Annotated in this window: 6 protein-coding genes; all 6 read left to right on the forward strand. The window is 69.6% G+C overall.

Annotated elements, in window-relative coordinates:
* Window positions 1-163 precede the first annotated feature (163 nt).
* The 6 genes from ACWF82_RS00870 to ACWF82_RS00895 all read left to right on the forward strand — a co-directional run bounded on the left by ACWF82_RS00870 (window position 164) and on the right by ACWF82_RS00895 (window position 18,631).
* On the forward strand, window positions 164-1,912 hold the full coding sequence (locus ACWF82_RS00870) for an outer membrane protein assembly factor BamB family protein (protein WP_452496631.1): 1,749 nt from the start codon (window positions 164-166) through the stop codon (window positions 1,910-1,912).
* Window positions 1,913-2,062: 150 nt separating this feature from the next.
* Window positions 2,063-2,485, forward strand: coding sequence for an AMP-binding protein (locus ACWF82_RS00875; protein WP_452496632.1), 423 nt, complete (start codon window positions 2,063-2,065; stop codon window positions 2,483-2,485).
* Between the two features lie 114 nt (window positions 2,486-2,599).
* Window positions 2,600-16,018, forward strand: a complete 13,419-nt coding sequence (locus tag ACWF82_RS00880; RefSeq protein WP_452496634.1) for an amino acid adenylation domain-containing protein — start codon at window positions 2,600-2,602, stop codon at window positions 16,016-16,018.
* Window positions 16,015-17,028, forward strand: a complete 1,014-nt coding sequence (locus tag ACWF82_RS00885; protein WP_452496636.1) for an ATP-binding cassette domain-containing protein — start codon at window positions 16,015-16,017, stop codon at window positions 17,026-17,028. Before ACWF82_RS00880 ends, ACWF82_RS00885 begins: the two co-directional genes overlap by 4 nt.
* On the forward strand, window positions 17,025-17,843 hold the full coding sequence (locus tag ACWF82_RS00890) for an ABC transporter permease (protein ID WP_452496637.1): 819 nt from the start codon (window positions 17,025-17,027) through the stop codon (window positions 17,841-17,843). The genes ACWF82_RS00885 and ACWF82_RS00890 overlap by 4 nt, the downstream gene beginning before the upstream one ends.
* Window positions 17,843-18,631, forward strand: coding sequence for an ABC transporter permease (locus tag ACWF82_RS00895; protein ID WP_452496639.1), 789 nt, complete (start codon window positions 17,843-17,845; stop codon window positions 18,629-18,631). Before ACWF82_RS00890 ends, ACWF82_RS00895 begins: the two co-directional genes overlap by 1 nt.
* Window positions 18,632-18,662 lie beyond the last annotated feature (31 nt).

Genomic DNA, 18,662 nt, shown 5'->3' on the forward strand with positions numbered 1-18,662 from the left:
GCCGGGCCCGCCCCCCCCCCCCCCCCCGGCCCCATGTTGGGTCGGGGGTAAACCCCGGGCTGCGGGGGGGGGCGCCGCGCCGCCCGCGCCCCCACCACTCCGCTAGTCTCGACCCGACGTCCGGTGGGGGCGGTGTCGATCGAGTCCTTTTTTCGGGGGGAACATGTCCGACGATCAGTCGACCGAGCGCGCGCGTTCGCAGAGTCCGTGGCCGATCCTCGTGGGTCTGGTCGGTGCGGTACTCCTCGCCGGAGGTGTCGCGCTGGCGCTGTACAGCCAGTTCGTCGCCGCACCGATCCCGGTGCCGTTCGACAGCTACCCGGAGACCGGCGATTTCCCCTTCCGTCTCGTCCGGGGAACGCTGATCTTCGCGAGCGCGGTCGTGCTGATCGAGTCGGTAGTTCTACGCCGGGGACGCCGCGGTGACGAACGCGCCGCGAGTATCACCGCGGGAGGTGTGCTCGCGCTGCTGGCGGTGCTGATCGGCGGCATCGTGTTCGCGGTGACCGCGCACATCCCGTCGACATATCAGCGGCTGACCTCGGTCTTCATTGTCACGCCGCGAGTTCCGTCGGCGATCGCCGCGCTGGCTCTCGTTCTCCTCGGTGCGGTGCTGATTCTCGTGCTCGTGGCGACGCCGACCGCCCCGGTGCCTCGGCGGTCGGCGCTCGCCGTGGCCCTCGTCGTCGGCATTGTGCCGGTGCTCGGCGCCGCCGGGACCGCGGTCCAGCTGGGTGACGACAAGGCAGCGATCGATCACGTCACCGCCGACCCCGGCCCGGATACCGCCGTGCCCGCCGTGCTTGGCCCGGAGAGATTCCGGCTCCAGCTCCCGGTCGCTCGCAGTCACAGGGACACCCGAATCGTGTTCACCGGAACCGGATTCGTCGTCTCGACCAGGGTCGGCATCACGATGTACGACGGTGTGACCGGTACCGAACGCTGGCACTATCGGCGCCTCGGTGTCACCGCCGACAACGTCGGGAACGTACCCAAGGAGACCAGGGCCTTCCGCGGCGAGAACGTCGTGCTGACCTATTGGGAGAAGCGCGGCTGGATGACCTTCGACTCCGTCTCCGGCGAACTCCTCTGGACCGAAGGGGACTTCACCCGCGACAGCAACGCCATCGTTCGCGGGCACCTGCTCGCCACCGCCTCCGCCCGCGGGACGGTGACCAGGCATGACGCCAGGACCGGCCGCAGGATGTGGACCGCCCCGATCGAGCCGAGCGACTGTGCCTCGACCAGTGAACGCGTCCTCGCCTCCATGACCACGATTTACCGAGCCGCGACCTGCGGCGCCGGGGAGACGGCGACCGTGGCCGTCACCGTGTTCGATCCGCGGTCCGGCGCGGTTCTCGAACGGCGCAGTTTTCCCACGCCGCGCGAGGAGTCGCCCGACTATCTCGAGGTCCAGGTGCTCGACAGCGGCCTCGTCTGGATATCGTGCCCGAACGACGGTGCAAGGACCGAGCTGTTGCTGCCGCCGAACGCCCCGTTGTCGTCGGCCATCGTCGATTCGCGCCGCGACGACCTCCGCGTGCACGCCGCCGACAACGACGTCCTGGTCAGCTCCGAGAACCCGGGCGGGTACACGCTGCCCGACCGATGGGAAGTCCTGTCGGCGGGGAACGGCGGGTCCACCGAGCTCGACATGACGACGCCCGACGGTCGAAAGCACTACCCCGAAGCGACCGCGCTGCTCGCCGACCAGATCCTCGCGATCACGTTGGACGGCGGCGGCTACACCCTGCGAACGTGGGACCGGTCGACCGGCCGCACGGTATCCGTTCTGCCGGTCACCGTGGCTGCAGGCACCAGAGCCCTGCGATTCACCACCGCTGCGGGTTCCCCGGTGCTGATCGCGACCGATCACGACTTCCGCGATATCGAGGTCATCGGCTTCGGCTGACGCCCCTGGGTTCAGCCACCTTGGGGTGGGAAACGCGCCACCTGGGAGGTCACTCCCCTGACGCTGGGGTCGCTGTCGGAGTCCCCGCCCGGCGACGACAGTAGAGGTGTACCAAAAAGCACCTCCTACCAGCGCCAAGGGGACACCACGATGAGCACGATGACCACCGCGATCGCCGACAATGTCATCCAGCTGCCGCGTCGGCAGTCCACCCCGATCACCATCGATGGTCACCTCGCCGATGCCGATCTGGATCGCTGGGCCAACCGGCTGGCGCGACTGCTGCTTGGCCGCGGCGCCACCGCGGGCGCCCGGATCGCGCTGGCGGTCGGCGCCGCGACCGAGGCGATCGTCGCCGAGGCGGCGGTGCGCAAGATCGGCGCCGTGCCCGTCTCCGTCGCCGACGACGAGTTCGTCTTCGGCGCCTCCCTCGGCATCACCACCCGGGCCGACAGGCCCGCACTGACCGACGTCGTCGACTGGCTGGTCCTCGACGATCGCTCGACCCTGCAGCGCTATCTGGTCAGCTCGGACGCGCCGCTGTCCACCACCGATCTGGCCGCGGTCTCGTAGACCCCATTCCGGTCCGGTCCGCACAGGTTCAGAATGGATCTGGATCGCGGAACGCAGCGGGTCGGGAACCCATGGTGAATACCGAGCTCGAGACATGAGAACGCAGGTCTGCTCATGACCCAGTCTTCCCTGCAGGGACCGGGCACCGCCGTACGCGACGGCGCCTTCCCCTTGTCCGCCGCTCAGCGTGGGATCTGGTTCGCCCAGCACATCGCGGGCGACACCCCCATCTCCATCGCCCAGTACGTCGAACTGTCCGGCCCGATCGACCACGAGCTGCTGACCGAGGCCGTCCGGCGAACCGGACATGAGTTCGGCACCGGTTACCTGCGGCTGATCGACATCGACGGTCAGCCGCATCAGCTCGTCGACCCGAGCCTCGAGGCCGACATCGCCGAGCTCGATTTCCGGTCCGAGCCCGACCCGGAGCGGGCCGCGCACGCCTGGATGCGCGCCGAGTACACCGCCCCGCTGGATGTGATGCGTGACCGACTCATCCACCTGGCGATGCTGCGGGTCGGCGAGGATCGCTGGTTCTGGTACGTCCGGATGCACCACATCGTGCTGGACGGCATGGGCGCGCTGGCCCTGGTCCAGCGGGCGGGCGAGCTCTACAACGCCGCCTTCGATGGCAGGGAGCCGCCGCCGGGCAAGGCCGAACCGCTGCAGAAGATCGTGGAGGCCGATCTGACGTACCGGACCTCGGCCCGTTTCGAGGCCGACCGCCAGTACTGGCGCGAGCACCTGGCCGGCATGGCCGACCCGGTGAATCTCGCGGGCCGCGACGCCGAGGTCGACGCCCACCCCAACCGCGTCGCCGGCGCATTGCCCGCCGAAACGACCGCGCTGCTCGACTCCGTCGCCGCGGCGGTGAACTCCGGTGCCGCGCCGACGGTGGTGGCCGCGTTCGGCGCCTATCTCGCCGCGATGACCGGCGCACCGGAGGTCGTACTGAGCCTGCCGGTGTCGGCGCGGACCTCCGCGACGCTGCGCCGTTCGGGCGGCATGCTCGCCAATGTCGTCCCGTTGCGCGTCACCTTGACGCCCCAGACCACGGTGGGCGCCGCGATCCTCGCCGTGCAGGGCGAGCTGACCGGCGCGCTGCGCCGCCAGCGCTACCGGCAGGAGGACATCGTCCGCGATCTGGGCTGGGCCATGGACGAGGCGGCCTCGTTCGGTCCCGCCGTGAATCTGATGATGGTCGACACCAGGATCGCGCTCGGCCCGGTCGTCGGGCGGCTGCACGTGCTCACCTCCGGGTTGATCGACGATCTGTTCGTCAATGTGTATCCCGGGGTGGGCGGCGAGAGCACCCACATCGACCTCCAGGGCAACGGAAACCTCTACAGCGAAGCCGATCTGGCAGCGCACCACGAGCGGTTCCTGCTGTTCCTGCACCGGTTCCTCGGCGCGGGTCCCGACGCTCCGCTGTCGACGGTGCCCGTCCTTTCCGACGCCGAGCAGGCGGTGTCGGTGCCCGCTCGCGGTCCGGCGGGTGTCGAATCCCGTACGCTGCCCGAGATTCTGGCCGCGGGCGCCGCCATCGACCCGAATGCGGTGGCCTTGCGCTGGGGCACGGGCGAGACACTCACCTGTCGCGAGGTAGACGAGTACTCGAACCGCCTCGCCCGCGTGCTGATCGCAGCAGGCGCCGGCCCCGAACACGGTGTCGCGCTATCGATTCCGCGGTCCGCCGAATCGGTGCTCGCGACCATCGCGGTGGCCAAGACCGGCGCGCCGTTCGTGCCGATCGACCCGACTTATCCCGCGGACCGGATCGAACACATGGTGGGCGACAGCGGCGTGATCACCGGCCTCACCGTCGCCGAGGCACGAAAGTCGTTGCCGGACAGTGTCGATTGGCGCTCGATCGACGACGAGGCGACCGCCCTGCTCATCGCCGCCCAGGACGCCGGTCCGATCACCGACGCCGAACGACGGACCCCGATCCATCCGGATCAGATCGCCTACGTCATCTATACCTCCGGCTCGACCGGCCTGCCCAAGGGTGTGCTGGTGTCACATCGCGGTCTGGCGAATCTCGTCGCCAGCTCCGGGGCCGGATTCGGAGTCGATGCGGAATCCGTTGTCGCCCACGCGGTATCACCGAGCTTCGACATCTCCGTCGAGGAGATCCTGGTGACGCTGGCAACGGGCGCCACCCTCGCGGTGGTGCCGCCGGCGGCCTACGCGGGCGAGGAGATGGCGCAGGTGCTGCGCGCGCATCGGGTCACCCATCTCAATGTCACGCCCGCCGTCGTCGGCTCGCTCGATCCGGAAACGCTCCCCGATTTGCGCACCATTGTCGTCGGCGGTGACGCGTGCCCGCCGGAGCTGGTGGCGAAGTGGTCCGGTAGGGCACTGATCAACGGCTACGGCCCGACCGAGACCACCATCACGACGACGCTGACGGAGCCGCTGACCCCGGGTGCGCCGGTGACGATCGGCAGCCTCACCCGCGGTGTCACCGGCCTGGTGCTCGACCCCTGGTTGCGTCCCGTCCCCGCGGGCACCGTGGGTGAGCTGTACCTCGCCGGTCCCGGTGTGGCGCGCGGCTATCACCGGCGCAGCGGGCTGACCGCGAGCCGCTTCGTCGCCGATCCCCACGCTCCCGGTCAGCGGATGTACCGCACCGGCGACCTGGTGCGGTGGACCGACGACGACGGCCGGTTCACGCTGGCCTACCAGGGCCGCAGCGACTTCCAGGTGAAGGTGCGCGGCTACCGGATCGAACTCGGCGAGATCGACGCCGCCCTGGAACGCCTGCCCGCCATCGATTTCGCGCTCACCCTCGGCGTCGACACCGCAGCGGGCGCGACCGCGCTGGTCTCCTATGTGACGATGGCACCCGGCGCCGAGGCGCATCCCGAAGCGGTGAAAGCCGCTGTCGGCGAACAGCTCCCGGCCTACATGGTGCCGTCGGTCGTCATGGTGCTCGACCGTGTCCCACTCACGCCGCTGGGCAAGGTCGACCGCAAGGCGCTGCCCGCACCGGACTTCGGCGTCCGCACTGTCACCAGCCGGGCACCGTCCACGCCGCGGGAGGAAGCTCTCGCCGCACTGTTCGCCGAGGTCCTCGGACTCGACACGGTCGGGGTCGACGACAGCTTCTTCGCGCTCGGCGGCGACAGCATCGTCTCCATTCAGCTGGTCTCCCGGGCGAAGGCGGCCGGGATAGCGTTCAGCGCCAGGGATGTCTTCGAGCGCAAGACGGTCGCCGCGCTGGCGGCCGTGGCGGGCGAGACCGAGGTCCACGTGGTCAACGAACTGCCCGGTGGCGGTATCGGACCCGTAGACCTCACTCCCATCGTGCACGCCATGGTGGAACACGGCGACACCTGGGGCCGGTACGGCCAGGCGGTCCTGATCGGCCTGCCCGCGGGCACAACGCGAGCATCGCTCGCCGCCGCACTCCAGGTCCTGATCGACCACCACGATCTCCTGCGCTCCACCCTGCGCACGACCGGCGTCGGCTGGGAATGGGTTGTCGCCGAATCTCATTCGATCGACGCGGATGCCCTGATCGACGTGGTGCAGGCAGGTTCCGACCTCGACGACACGATCGAGAGCGCCCTCCAGCACTCCGCCGATCTGCTCGACCCAGCCGCCGGTGTCATGGCCCGCTTCGTGCTGATCGACCGCGCAGACGATCCGCCGCTGTGCTGGCTGGTCCTGCACCACCTGGTCACCGACGGCGTCTCCTGGCGAATCCTGCTGCCGGACTTGGCAACCGCGGCCTTCGGTGGCACCCTCGAGCCGGTCGGCACCTCGTTCCGGCGCTGGGCGCACGGCCAAGTGGAGCAGGCGGCCGCCCGGACCGACGAGTTGCCGTTGTGGCAGCGCATTCTGGCGACACCCGACCCGGCACTCGGTACCGATACCTTCGACCCGGCCGTCGACGTCGTCGACACGATGGCGCAGTGGCAGTCGACGGTCCCGTCGGATGTCGCCCACACCATCCTCACCACCCTGCCGGAGCAATTCCATTGTGGCGCGGATGATGTCCTGCTCGCCGCGCTGACCATGGCGGTCTGCCGGTGGCGCGACCGCACCGGCGCGCTGATGATTCTGGAAGGCCATGGACGCAGCGAGTCCCTGCTGCCCGGCGCCGATGTCGCGCGCACGGTCGGCTGGTTCACCAGCGTGTATCCGGTGGCCGTCGACCTGGCCGGACTCGACCTCGACGACGCGTTCGCCGGTGGCCGCGCGGCGGGATCGGCCATCAAGGCGACCAAGGAACAACTGCGCGCGCTGCCCGATCGCGGTGTCGGCTTCGGCCTGCTGCGCTACCTGAACAGCGAGACGGCCGCGACGCTGGCCGACGCGCCGGCACCCCAGCTGAGCTTCAACTATCTGGGCCGGGCGGTGACCGGCGGTCACGACGCCTGGGTGCCGCGACGCTTCGCGGCGACCAACGACGACCGCGCACCGCTGGCCGCCGTCGTCGACATCAACGCCGTCCTCACCGACGCGGGCCTTGACGTCACCTGGGCGTACGCGGGCAGGCTGCTCGACGAGACCGCCGTGCGCGAGCTGGCCGACCTGTGGTCGGCGGCGCTGGACGCCCTCGTCGCCCATGCGCGCAGCGGCGTCGCGGGCGGCCGGACCCCCTCGGACTTCGCGCTCGTCACGGTCGACCAGCCGCAGATCGAGACCTGGGAGCGGACCTACCCGAATCTCGCCGACGTGTGGCCGCTGTCGCCGTTGCAGTACGGCCTGCTCTTCCACGCGCTCTACGACTCCGACACCGCCGACGGCTACACGGTCCAATCGCTGCTCACCCTGGCAGGCACCGTCGATGCCGCCCGCCTGCGCGGCGCCGCGCAGGCACTGATCGATCGGCACGAGAACCTGCGGGTGGCCTTCGTGGAGACCGACGACGGCCCGCGTCAGCTGGTGCTCGCAGATGCCGAGATCCACTGGGAAGACATCGATCTCACCGGCATCGCCGACGTCGAGGAGCGGGCGCGCGAACTCGACCGCATCATCGGCCTCGACGCGCTGACCCGCTTCGAACTCACCCGGCCCCCGCTGGTCCGCTTCACGCTGATCCGCACCGCACCAGGGGAATTCCGGCTCATCATGACCAATCACCATCTGGTATTGGATGGTTGGTCGACCCCGCTGCTGGTTCGCGAACTACTCACGCTGTACGTCACCTCGGGTGACCCGTCGGTCCTGCCGCCCGCCCGCTCGTACCGGGAATTCCTGTCCTGGCTGGGCGACCAGGATGCCGAGGCATCGATCGCCGCCTGGAAACAGGCGCTGGCCGGCATCGACACCCCGACCCGCGCCGTCCCCACCCTGGCCGGGATCGAGTCGACCGAGACCGCGATGATCTCGCACGACCTCTCCGCCCAGACCGTCGCCGTGCTCGAGTCCGCGGCGCGCGAGGCGGGCGCGACCGTGAACACCCTGGTCCAGGCGGCGTGGTCGATGCTGCTCGCCATGCTCACCGGCCGCACCGACGTGATGTTCGGCAGCACGGTCTCCGGCAGGCCGCCGGAGCTGCCCGGCGTCGAGGAGATGGTCGGGCTGTTCATCAATACCGTCCCGGTGCGGGTGACACTGGACCCCGCGGAGAAGGTCAGCGACCTGCTCGCCCGCGTGCAGGCCGAGCAGGCGCGGCTGATGGACCATCAGCACGTCGGCCTCGCCGCGATCCACCGCGCCGTCGGTCTCGCCGAACTGTTCGACACGCTGACCGTCTTCGAGTCCTATCCCATCGACCGCGAAGCGCTGTCGCAGGCCCTGGACATCGCGGGCATGCGCGTGCTCGACGTGGAAGGCACCGACGCGACGCCGTATCCGCTCAACCTCATGGTGATTCCGCTGCGCGGCACGGCCGGGGCGGGCGACTCCCTGCGGATCACCGTGAAGTTCATGGCCGATCAGCTCGAACACACTGCCGCGCGATCATTCCTGGATCGGTTCGTCCGGCTGCTCGGCCAGCTCGCCGAGAACCCGCACGCCCTCGTCTCGCAACTCCAGTACTGCGACGGCACCGAACTAGCGGCGCTGGCCCCGGTCCGCGGCCCGCGTCCGCTGCCGATGCGGACGCTGCCGGAGATCCTGGCGGCGGGTGCGCGCATAGACCCCGACGCGATCGCGGTCAGCGCGGGCGAGCTGTCGATGAGCTACGGCGAGCTCGATGCCTGGTCGAACCGGTTCGCCCGGGTCTTGCTGACCCGCGGCGTCGGGCCAGAGGTGTTCGTCGTTCTCGCGCTGACCCGGTCGCTGGAGTCGGTGGTCGCGGTGTGGGCGCTGGTCAAGTCGGGCGCTGCTTTCGTTCCGCTGGATCCGAGCTATCCGGTGGAACGGATCGAGCACATGCTCACCGATTCCAAGGCGCCGATCGGCGTCACCGTGACGGCGACCGGTGAAACACTGCCCGGCACCATCGACTGGCTGCTCCTGGACGACCTGAACACCATCCGCCGCGCCATGCTGGTCTCCGACGCGCCCATCACCGACGATGAACGCGGCGGCCCCATCGATCTCGACCACACCGCCTACCTCATCTACACCTCCGGCTCCACCGGCAAACCGAAGGCAGTGCTGCTCAGCCATCGCGGCGTCGCGAATCTCACTGCCGCCCAACGCGAAACCCTCGCGCTGGATCCGTCCGCGAGCGCACTGCAGGTCGCGTCGCCCAGTTTCGACGCCTCGGTCTTCGAGATGCTCACCGCGCACGCGGCGGGCGGACGGCTGGTCGTGTCGCCGCCGGAGGTGTACGGCGGCAGCGAACTCGAAACGCTGCTGCGCACCGAGCGGGTCACCCACGCGGTGATCACGCCGTCGGCGCTGGCGACGATGGAACCCACCGAGCTGACCGCGCTGCGAGTGCTCTCGGTCGCCGGCGAGGCGGCCACCCCGGAGCTGATCGAGAAGTGGGCCGCGGGCAGGCGGATGGCGAACCTGTACGGCCCCACCGAGTTCAGCATCTGGGCCACCGGACCCGCCGAACTCGTCGCGGGCGAGCCGATCACCATCGGCGGTCCGATTCGCGGCGCGGAGGTGGTGGTGCTGGACGGCTGGTTGCGACCGGTTCCGGTCGGCATCCAGGGCGAGCTGTATCTGGCCGGTCCCGCCCTGGCGCGCGGCTATTTCAACCGGTTCGAGATGACCGCGAGCCGGTTCGTCGCCAACCCCTACGGCACCGCCGGTGAACGCATGTACCGGACCGGGGACATGGTGCGCTGGGTCGAGCACGACGACGAGCTCGCGCTGGAATACCTGGGCCGCAGCGACTTCCAGGTCAAGATCCGCGGCCTGCGGATCGAACTCGGCGAGATCGACGCGGTGCTCTCCCGCGACGAGGAGGTCGACTACGCGGTGACCATCGGGCGCGCGGGGCCGGCGGGGGCGACCGTGCTGGTGTCCTATGTCCTGCCGGTGCCGGGCGTCGACCTCGACACCGAGCGGCTGCGGGCATGGGTGGCCTCGGAACTGCCCGGCTACATGGTGCCCGCCTACATCGTTGTGCTGGACGACATCCCTCTCACGCCGGTCGGCAAACTGGACCGCAAAGCCCTTCCGGTACCGGACTTCTCGGCCGCGCAACGGCCGTACCTCGCGCCGCGCACACCGACCGAACAGGCCGTCGCCGAAGTCTTCGCCGAGGTACTGGGCACCGACCGGGTGAGCGTCGACCAGTCCTTCTTCGAACTCGGCGGCAACTCACTGAGTGCGACCAAGGTTGTCGCCCGGGTCAATTCGGCACTCGGCTCCACGATCGCGCTGCGCGACCTGTTCGATGCCCCGACCGCGGCGCAACTGTCGTCCCGGGTCGTCCCCGCAGGCGACGGCGACCCCGGCCGCCCGGCCCTCGCGCCACGCCTGCGCCCCGACCGCATCCCGTTGTCCCCCGCGCAACAGCGCATGTGGGTGCTCAACCAGCTGGATCCGGGCTCGGCCGCCTACAACATCGCGATCGCACTGCGCCTCACCGGCGACCTGGACGTGGCCGCCATGCGCGGTGCGCTCGCCGATGTGGTGCAACGCCAGGAAACCCTGCGCACGCGTTACCCCGCCGACGCCGAAGGACCACGCCAGGTGGTTGTCGGCATGGACACGGCCACACCCGCCCTGCCCGTGATCGATACCGAAGACGGTGCGCCACTGCGTGATCGGATCAACGAACTGGCGGGCACCGGATTCGACCTGGCCAAGGAAGCCCCGCTGCGCGTCGGGTTGTTCCGGCTCGCTGCCCCTGCGTCCGGTGCAGCGCCGGGTTCCCAGGGCAACACTCCAGCCCCCGCCACGGGACCGGGCTCGAGTTCCCTGGGCGCCGCTCCGGCCTCCCGTGCGGCATCAGGTTCAGGTTCCCTGGACGACATCCCAGCCCCCAGCGCGGCATCGGATTCCGAGGGGGATGCCCCCGTCCACGTCATAGTTCTCGTGGTGCATCACATCAGCGCCGACGGCGCCTCGATGGCACCGTTGGCAGCCGATCTGGTGACCGCCTATTCGGCGCGCGCAGCGGGCAACGCGCCTGCCTGGTCTCCACTCGCCGTGCAGTACGCCGACTTCGCCCTGTGGCACCGCGAACTGCTCGGCAGTCAGACGGATTCGGAATCCTTGGCAGCACAGCAGATCCGGTACTGGAGCGAAGCCCTCGCCGACACACCCGACGCACTCGAACTGCCAACAGACCGCCCCCGGCCCGCGGTGCAGTCCATGCGCAGCGACGATGTCGACTTCACCATCGACGACCAGACGCACCGCGCCCTCGTCGATTTCGCCGCCGCCAACAATGTCAGCGTCTTCATGGTGGTGCGCGCCGCGCTCGCGGTCCTGCTGGCCCGGCTGGGCGGCACCGACGATGTCGTCATCGGCACCCCGGTCGCGGGGCGCGGTGAGGCCGCGCTCGACGATCTCGTCGGCATGTTCGTCAACACCTTGGCCCTGCGCACACCGGTCGACCCCGGCACCGGATTCCGCCAGTTGCTCGCCGCGGTCCGCACCACCGACCTCGACGCGTTCGCCCATGCCGACGTGCCCTTCGAGCAGCTGGTCCAGGTGCTCGACCCCACCCGCTCGACCGCGCACCACCCGATCTTCCAGGTCTCCCTGTCGCTGCAGAACTACGTCGAACCGGTGCTCGAACTGCCCGGATTGCGCTTCGAGGTGGAGGATTTCGACCGCAACTCCTCGGCCTTCGATCTCACCCTCGATCTGCGCGAGCGGTTCTCCGACTCCGGCCCCGCAGGCTTCGACGGCGTCCTGACCTACGCGACCGACCTCTTCGACGCCGCGACGGTCCGCGCGTTCGCGACCCGGTGGCGGCGGGTGCTCGCGGCCGTACTCGCCGATATCGACGTCCGCCTCGCCGACATCGATCTCCTCGACGAATCCGAACGCGCGGAACTGATTCCGGTTCGCGGCCCCGCTACCTCGGGCACGACAACACTGTCGCGGCTGCTCACCGACACCGCCACGGCCTACCCCGAGCGACCCGCACTCGTGTCGGCGGCGGCGACCACCTACCGCGAACTCGACGCTCACTCGAACCAGCTGGCCCGGCTGCTGATCGAAGCAGGCGCGAGCACGGAAACCGTAGTCGCACTGGGCCTCCCCCGCTGCGCCGAACTACACACCGGCATCTGGGCCGCTGCGAAGGTGGGCGCGGCCTTCCTGCCGGTCGACCCGAAACATCCGGTGGACCGGATCGAGCACATGCTCACCGATTCGGGCGCACAGGTCGGCCTGACCCTGGCCGCGTACCGACCTCAGCTCCCCGACACCACCCGATGGCTGGTCCTCGACGACGCCGACTTCGCCGAAAAACTGCGTGCCGCAGACAATGCCGCACTGACCACCGCCGAACTCCCGATCCCGATCCGCGTCGACAACCCCGCCTGGATGATCTACACCTCCGGCTCCACCGGAACACCGAAGGGCGTCACCGTCACCCACCGCGGCCTGGCCGATCTGGTGGCGGCCCAACGCGCCGACCTCACCCTGAACGAGCATTCCCGCGTATTACAGGTCGCTTCACCAAGCTTCGACGCCTCGATCTTCGAGGCCCTGATGGCATTCGGCTGCGGCGCCGCCTCGGTGATCTCCCCACCGGATGTCTTCGGCGGTGCCCCGCTCGCGGAACTGATCGCCGCCGAATCGGTCACCCACGTGGTGATCACCCCGTCGGCGCTGGCCACCATCGATCCGGCCGAGGTGTCGAGCGTGCGGGTGCTCGCGGTGGCGGGCGAGGCGGTCGGCCCCGATCTGGTCGCCCGCTGGTGTGGGGGTCCGTCCGGCCGGGCGATGGTCAACCTGTACGGCCCGACCGAGTACACCATCTGGGCGACCGGGTCCGCGCCGCTGTCGGCGGACGAACCGGTCACCATCGGCACGCCGATTCGCGGTGCGGCGGTTCTCGTCCTCGACGACCGGTTACGCCCGGTCCCCGTCGGTGTGGCGGGCGAGTTGTATCTGACCGGAACCGCCATGGCTCGGTGCTACCACGCCAGGCCGGGACTCACCGCCGCGCGGTTCGTCGCCGACCCCTTCGGGGGCCCCGGCGAACTGCTGTACCGCACAGGCGATCTGGTGCGCTGGATCCGTCGTAGCCACCCGTCCGGGCAGCACCGGCCCGACCGGGCTCGGTCGGCCGGCGATGCCCCGGCCGGATTGGCACTGGAATACCTCGGCCGCACCGATTTCCAGGTGAAGGTCCGCGGACAGCGCATCGAACTCGGCGAGATCGATGCCGCGCTCGGTGGCATCGACGGCGTGGATGTCGCGGTGACACTGGGTGTTCCCGGCCCCACCGGCGCGACCGCACTCGCCGCCTACCTGGTGCGCGCACCCGGCGCCGACCTCGACATCGCGCGGGTCCGCGCCGAAGCCGCCGACATCCTGCCCGCCTACATGGTCCCCGCCGCATTCGTCGTCCTGGACGCGATCCCCATCAACGCCGTCGGCAAACTCGATCGAAAAGCCTTGCCGGAACCGGTGTTCGCGGTCGAGGAGACGCCTTACCGGGCGCCGGAGACACCGACCGAACACGTCCTCGCACAGATCTACGCCGAACTGCTCGGCCGCGAGAAGGTCGGCATCGACGATTCGTTCTTCGCGCTCGGCGGCGACAGCATCCTGGCGATCCAGCTGGTGACCCAGGCGAAACTGGCCGGTGTGCACTGCACTCCGCTGCAGGTGTTCGAGCATCGCACGGTGGCCGCGCTCGGCGCCGCCATCGACGCCGCGGGCACGGTGGAGGCGCTCGCGGAGCTGCCCGGCGGCGGCATCGGCGCGCTGCCGCTGACCCCGATCGTGCGCTACATGATCGAGCGCGGCGGCGATTTCGACCGCTTCGCCCAGACCGCCGTCCTGGAACTGCCCGTCGGCATCGAGCGCGCGCGGCTCGTCGAGACCCTCACCGCCGTGATCGACCGGCACGACATGCTGCGCGCTCGCCTGTGGCAGGCCGAGGACGGCTGGCAGCTGCGGGTGGCCGACCCGGGTTCGGTCGACGTGGATTCCCTCGTGCACCGCACCGAATACGCCGCCGCCGACCCGGTCGAACTGCGCGAATACGCCCAGATCGAGCTCGACTTCGCCATGAACCGCCTGGATCCGGCCGACGGCATCGTGCTGCAGTTCGTCTGGCTCGACCCGGTCGGCGACGCGGGGTCGCGCACGAGACCGGGCCGCCTGATCGTCGTCGCGCACCACCTCGTCATCGACAGCGTCTCGTGGCGAATCCTGGTGCAGGACTTGATCGGTGCGTGGGCGCAGGTGTCGGTCGGCAACACCCCGGTCCTCGCCGACATCGGCACCTCCGTGCGCCGCTGGTCGCACGCGCTGACCGAACAGGTGCGCAGCGAGCAGCGCCGGGCCGAACTCGGATACTGGCGCCAGGTCGTCGGCGGTCCTGACCCGCTGCTCGGCGACCGGCCCCTCGATCCGGCGATCGACCAGGCCCACACCGTGTGCCGCCTCGACATCGAGGTCGGCGAGGACGTCACCACCGCCCTGCTCACCACCGTGCCCAGGCTGTTCCACGGCAGCGTCACCGACGCGTTGCTCGCCACCATGGCACTGGCGCTCGTACGCTGGCGGGCGCGCCGCGGCGTGGACGAACACTCGGCGCTGCTGCGGCTGGAAGGCCATGGCAGACAGGAAGAAGTCGTCCCCGGCGCCGATCTGTCGCGGACCATCGGCTGGTTCACCTCGCTGTACCCGGTGCGCCTCGACCTCGCCGGTATCGACGCCGAGGACGCGCTCGCAGGCGGCCCCGCCATGGGCGCGGCGATCCGCGCGGTCAAACACCAGCTGCTGGCGGTACCGGACAAGGGCATCGGCTTCGGCCTGCTGCGCTACCTCGATCCCGACACGGCCGCCCAGCTCCCGCAGCGGCTCCCCGGGCAGATCCTCGTGAACTACCTCGGCAGGCATACGACCGCCGAGGTCCCCGCCGGGCTGGAAGGTCTCGGCTGGCTGCCCACCGACGACCTCGGCGATCTGCGCGCGGACGAGCATCCCGACGTCCCGGTCATGCAGGCCATCGACGTGAACGCCCTGGTGGTCGGCAACCGGTTGCGCGCCGACTTCGGCTACCCGGAACACCTGCTCGACCGCGACGATGTCGCCGAACTCGCCCAGCTGTGGACCGAGGCCCTCAGCGCGGCAGCGCATTTCGCGGCCACCCCCGCCGCCCGGACAGCCTCGGCCGAGGAAACCGCCGCCCTCGCCGCACAGACGGCAGCGGCAGCCGAACCGGCAGCCGCCGGACCTGCCGGACTGGGTCTCGATGTACTGCTGCCGATCCGGCCCGGCGGCGACCGACCCGCACTGTTCTGCGTCCACTCGTCCTCCGGAATGTCGTGGAGCTACCTGGGATTCGCCGAACAGCTCGCACCGGACCGGCCGATCTACGGACTCCAGGCACCCGACCTCAGCGGCCGCGAACCCTCGGCCCGCTCCATCGAGGAGTTCGCGCGGCGGTATGTGCGCGAGATCCGCGCGGTGCAGCCGAGCGGCCCCTATCACCTGCTCGGCTGGTCGTTCGGCGGACTGATCGCCCAGGCCATGGCGGTCGAACTGGCGGCGGCGGGCGAGCGGGTCGGCGTGGTGGCACTGCTGGACACCGATACCGCCGATATCGACGGCGACACCATCGAGCGCTTGTCACCGGGCGCCTTCATCAACACCTTCGGCTCGATCTTCGGCATCGATAACGTCCCCGCCGACGCCACCGCCGCGCAAGCGGCCGACCTCATCACGGCGAAACTCGGCGGTGTCGAACTCATCGACGCCGCCACCATCGAGCGCATGGCGGCCTCCTACAACGCCTCCGCGGGGACGCGGACCGGCTATCAGCGCCCGGTCTACCACGGCGACATCCTCTATTTCAGCGCCACCGTCGACCCCTCCCCCTGGATGGGCCCGGACGGCTGGCGACCCTACGTGACCGGCGACATCGTCAATTGCGATGTCGACGTGACCCACGACGAGATGACCAATCCCCATGCACTGTCGGTCATCTCGCCGGTACTCGACGAGCACATGGAAGCAGGAGACCGGATATGAGCGTCGAACGCACTGTTGTCCAGAGTCCGACAGCCACCTCCGGCGGCGTGGTCGTCGAAGGGATCGAGAAATCCTTCGGCGATGTGCACGCGCTGCGCGGCGTCGACTTCGTGGCGGCGCCCGGTGAGGTGCTCGGCATCCTCGGCCCCAACGGCGCGGGCAAGACGACCATGGTGAACGTCCTCTCGACGCTCATCACGCCCGATCGCGGCCGCGCGGTGGTCGCCGGGCACGATGTCGTCGCCGACCCGGCCGCGGTCCGTCGATGCATCATGTTGACCGGGCAATACGCCGCCCTCGACGACATGCTCAGCGGCTACGAGAACCTGGTCATGTTCGGCAGGCTCATGGGTATGCGCAAACCCGCCGCCCAGGCCCGCGCCAGGGAACTGATCAGCGAATTCGATCTCGACCAGGCAGCGAGCCGACGGGTCGGCACCTACTCGGGCGGTATGCGGCGGCGGATCGATATCGCCTGCGGGCTGGTGGTGCGCCCGGACGTGGTCTTCCTCGACGAGCCGACCACCGGCCTGGATCCCCGCAGCAGGCAGGGGGTCTGGGATCTGGTGCGCAGCTTCAAGAACGCGGGCATCACGACCCTGCTCACCAGCCAATACCTGGAGGAAGCCGATGCGCTCAGCGATCAGATCATCGTGATCGACCACGGCGTGGTGATCGCCGCGGGCACAGCGGACGAACTGAAACAGCGGATCGGCGGCAGCTACTGCGAGATCGTCCCGCTCGATCTCGAGGAACTGCCCGCCATCGCCGCCGCGCTCGGCTCGCTGCTGCCCGCGGAGATCCTGGCGGCGATGACACCGGAATCGGATCGCATCACCATTCCCGCGCCGGATGGCGCCAAGACGCTCGCCGAGGCATTGCGGCGGCTGGACAACGCGGCGATCGAACTCGTCGACATCGCCCTGCGACGCCCGTCGCTCGATGACGTGTTCCTGCAACTCACCGGCCATCTGGCCTCGGCCGAGAGCGAATCGGAGGCCGTCTCATGACGGCCACCCTGTGGCAGACCCACGTTCGCGCCGCGCCGGACACGGTGCAGCAGTGGTGGGTACTGACCACACGGCTGATCGTGCCCTCGGTGAAATCCGGGGATGTCTTGATGTCGGCGCTGGCGCCGGTGGCGTTCGCCGCCAGCTTCTACATCCCGCTCAATACGGTGATGATGTTCTCCGGCAACGGTTTCAGCAGCTACGCCCAGTACATGATGCCGCTGGTGGTGTTGCAGTCCGCGGCGTTCACCGCCATCTCGGCGGCCTTCCGGTCGGCCAGCGATGCCGTGGCCGGACTCAATCGCCGCTTCGGCTCGATGCCGCTGCGCCCGCTCGTCCCCGTCGCGGCGCGGATGTCGGCCAACATACTCCGGGCGTCGATCGCGCTGGCCGGGGCGGTCGTCGCGGGCTATGTCATCGGCTTCCGGTTCCGGCTCGACGCGTGGCACACCCTCGGGTTCCTGGCGTTCTCGCTGGTCATCGGCATCGTGTTCACCCTCGGCGCCGATGTCATCGGCACCGCGTCCAAGAGTCCGGAGGCGACATCGCAGCTGCTCGTGCTGCCGCCGTTGATCTTGGGCATGCTCTCGACCGGTCTCGCACCGGCGAGCCAGTTCCCCAGCTGGATCCAGTGGTTCGTCCGCAACCAGCCCGTCTCGCAATACGCGATCGCGCTGCGCGCGCTGGCCGGTGACACCGCGGGCAACGCGGGGACGGTGAGCTGGTCGCTGATGGGGCCGCCGTTGCTGTGGGCCGCGGGCACCCTGGCGCTCTGCGTGCCACTGGCCATCCGGCTCAGTTCGAGGAGGGCGTGATGCTGGAGCGTTCGGAAACCTCGCCGGTGTCGCTGATCCGGCACACGCTGATCCAGACGCAGCGCCTGCTGGTGCGCTGGTCACGCAGTCCGTTCACTGTGCTGGAGACGCTGCTCATCCCCTGTCTGCTGCTGATCATGCTGGACATCGTCGTCGGCGGTCAGATCGAGAAGTTCACCGGTGACGACGCCCTCTACGGTTCGGTCCCGATGGTCGCCGTCGTCGGCGCGCTCTCGGGCGCCGTCGCGAGCGGTGTCCTGCTCGGCCGCGAACGGGACGCCGGTCTGCTGGCCCGGTTCTGGGTGCTGCCGGTGCACCGGGCCTCCGGCCTCGTCTCCCGCATCCTCGCCGAGGGCTGCCGCATCGTGCTCGGCACCGCGGCCGTGGTGATCGTCGGCTTCGTGCTCGGCTTCCGCTTCCACCAGGGCCCGTTCGCGACACTCGCATTCCTCTTGGTGCCGGTGATCTTCGGACTCTCGTTCGCCACGATCGTCACCTCCGTCGCCGTCTTCACCGCGAAAACCTCACTGGTCGAGACCATCACCGTCGTCACCTCGCTGATGATGTTCTTCAGCACCGGCTTCGTCCCGCTGATGGCCTTTCCGGAGTGGATTCAGCCGATCGTGCGCAACCAGCCGATGTCGGTCGCCGTCGACGCCATGCGCGGTCTGGCCGATCAAGGACCGATCGCGCGCCCGCTGATCCTCACCCTGCTCTGGTCGTTCGGCGCCCTCGTGCTGTTCGCCGTGCCGGCCACCATCGGTTTCCGGCGCGCGAGCAGGCAGTGAGATCGGGCCGCGGCGCCCACGTCAGCGGCCA

It is taken from the genome of Nocardia sp. NPDC055053, assembly GCF_053608285.1.

Bases quoted from the DNA above. Each gene is read 5' to 3' on its own strand.
- ACWF82_RS00895 (WP_452496639.1), top strand. From the start codon at position 17,843: ATGCTGGAGCGTTCGGAAACCTCGCCGGTGTCGCTGATCCGGCACACG.
- ACWF82_RS00885 (WP_452496636.1), top strand. From the start codon at position 16,015: ATGAGCGTCGAACGCACTGTTGTCCAGAGTCCGACAGCCACCTCCGGC.
- ACWF82_RS00880 (WP_452496634.1), top strand. From the start codon at position 2,600: ATGACCCAGTCTTCCCTGCAGGGACCGGGCACCGCCGTACGCGACGGC.
- ACWF82_RS00870 (WP_452496631.1), top strand. From the start codon at position 164: ATGTCCGACGATCAGTCGACCGAGCGCGCGCGTTCGCAGAGTCCGTGG.
- ACWF82_RS00890 (WP_452496637.1), top strand. From the start codon at position 17,025: ATGACGGCCACCCTGTGGCAGACCCACGTTCGCGCCGCGCCGGACACG.
- ACWF82_RS00875 (WP_452496632.1), top strand. From the start codon at position 2,063: ATGAGCACGATGACCACCGCGATCGCCGACAATGTCATCCAGCTGCCG.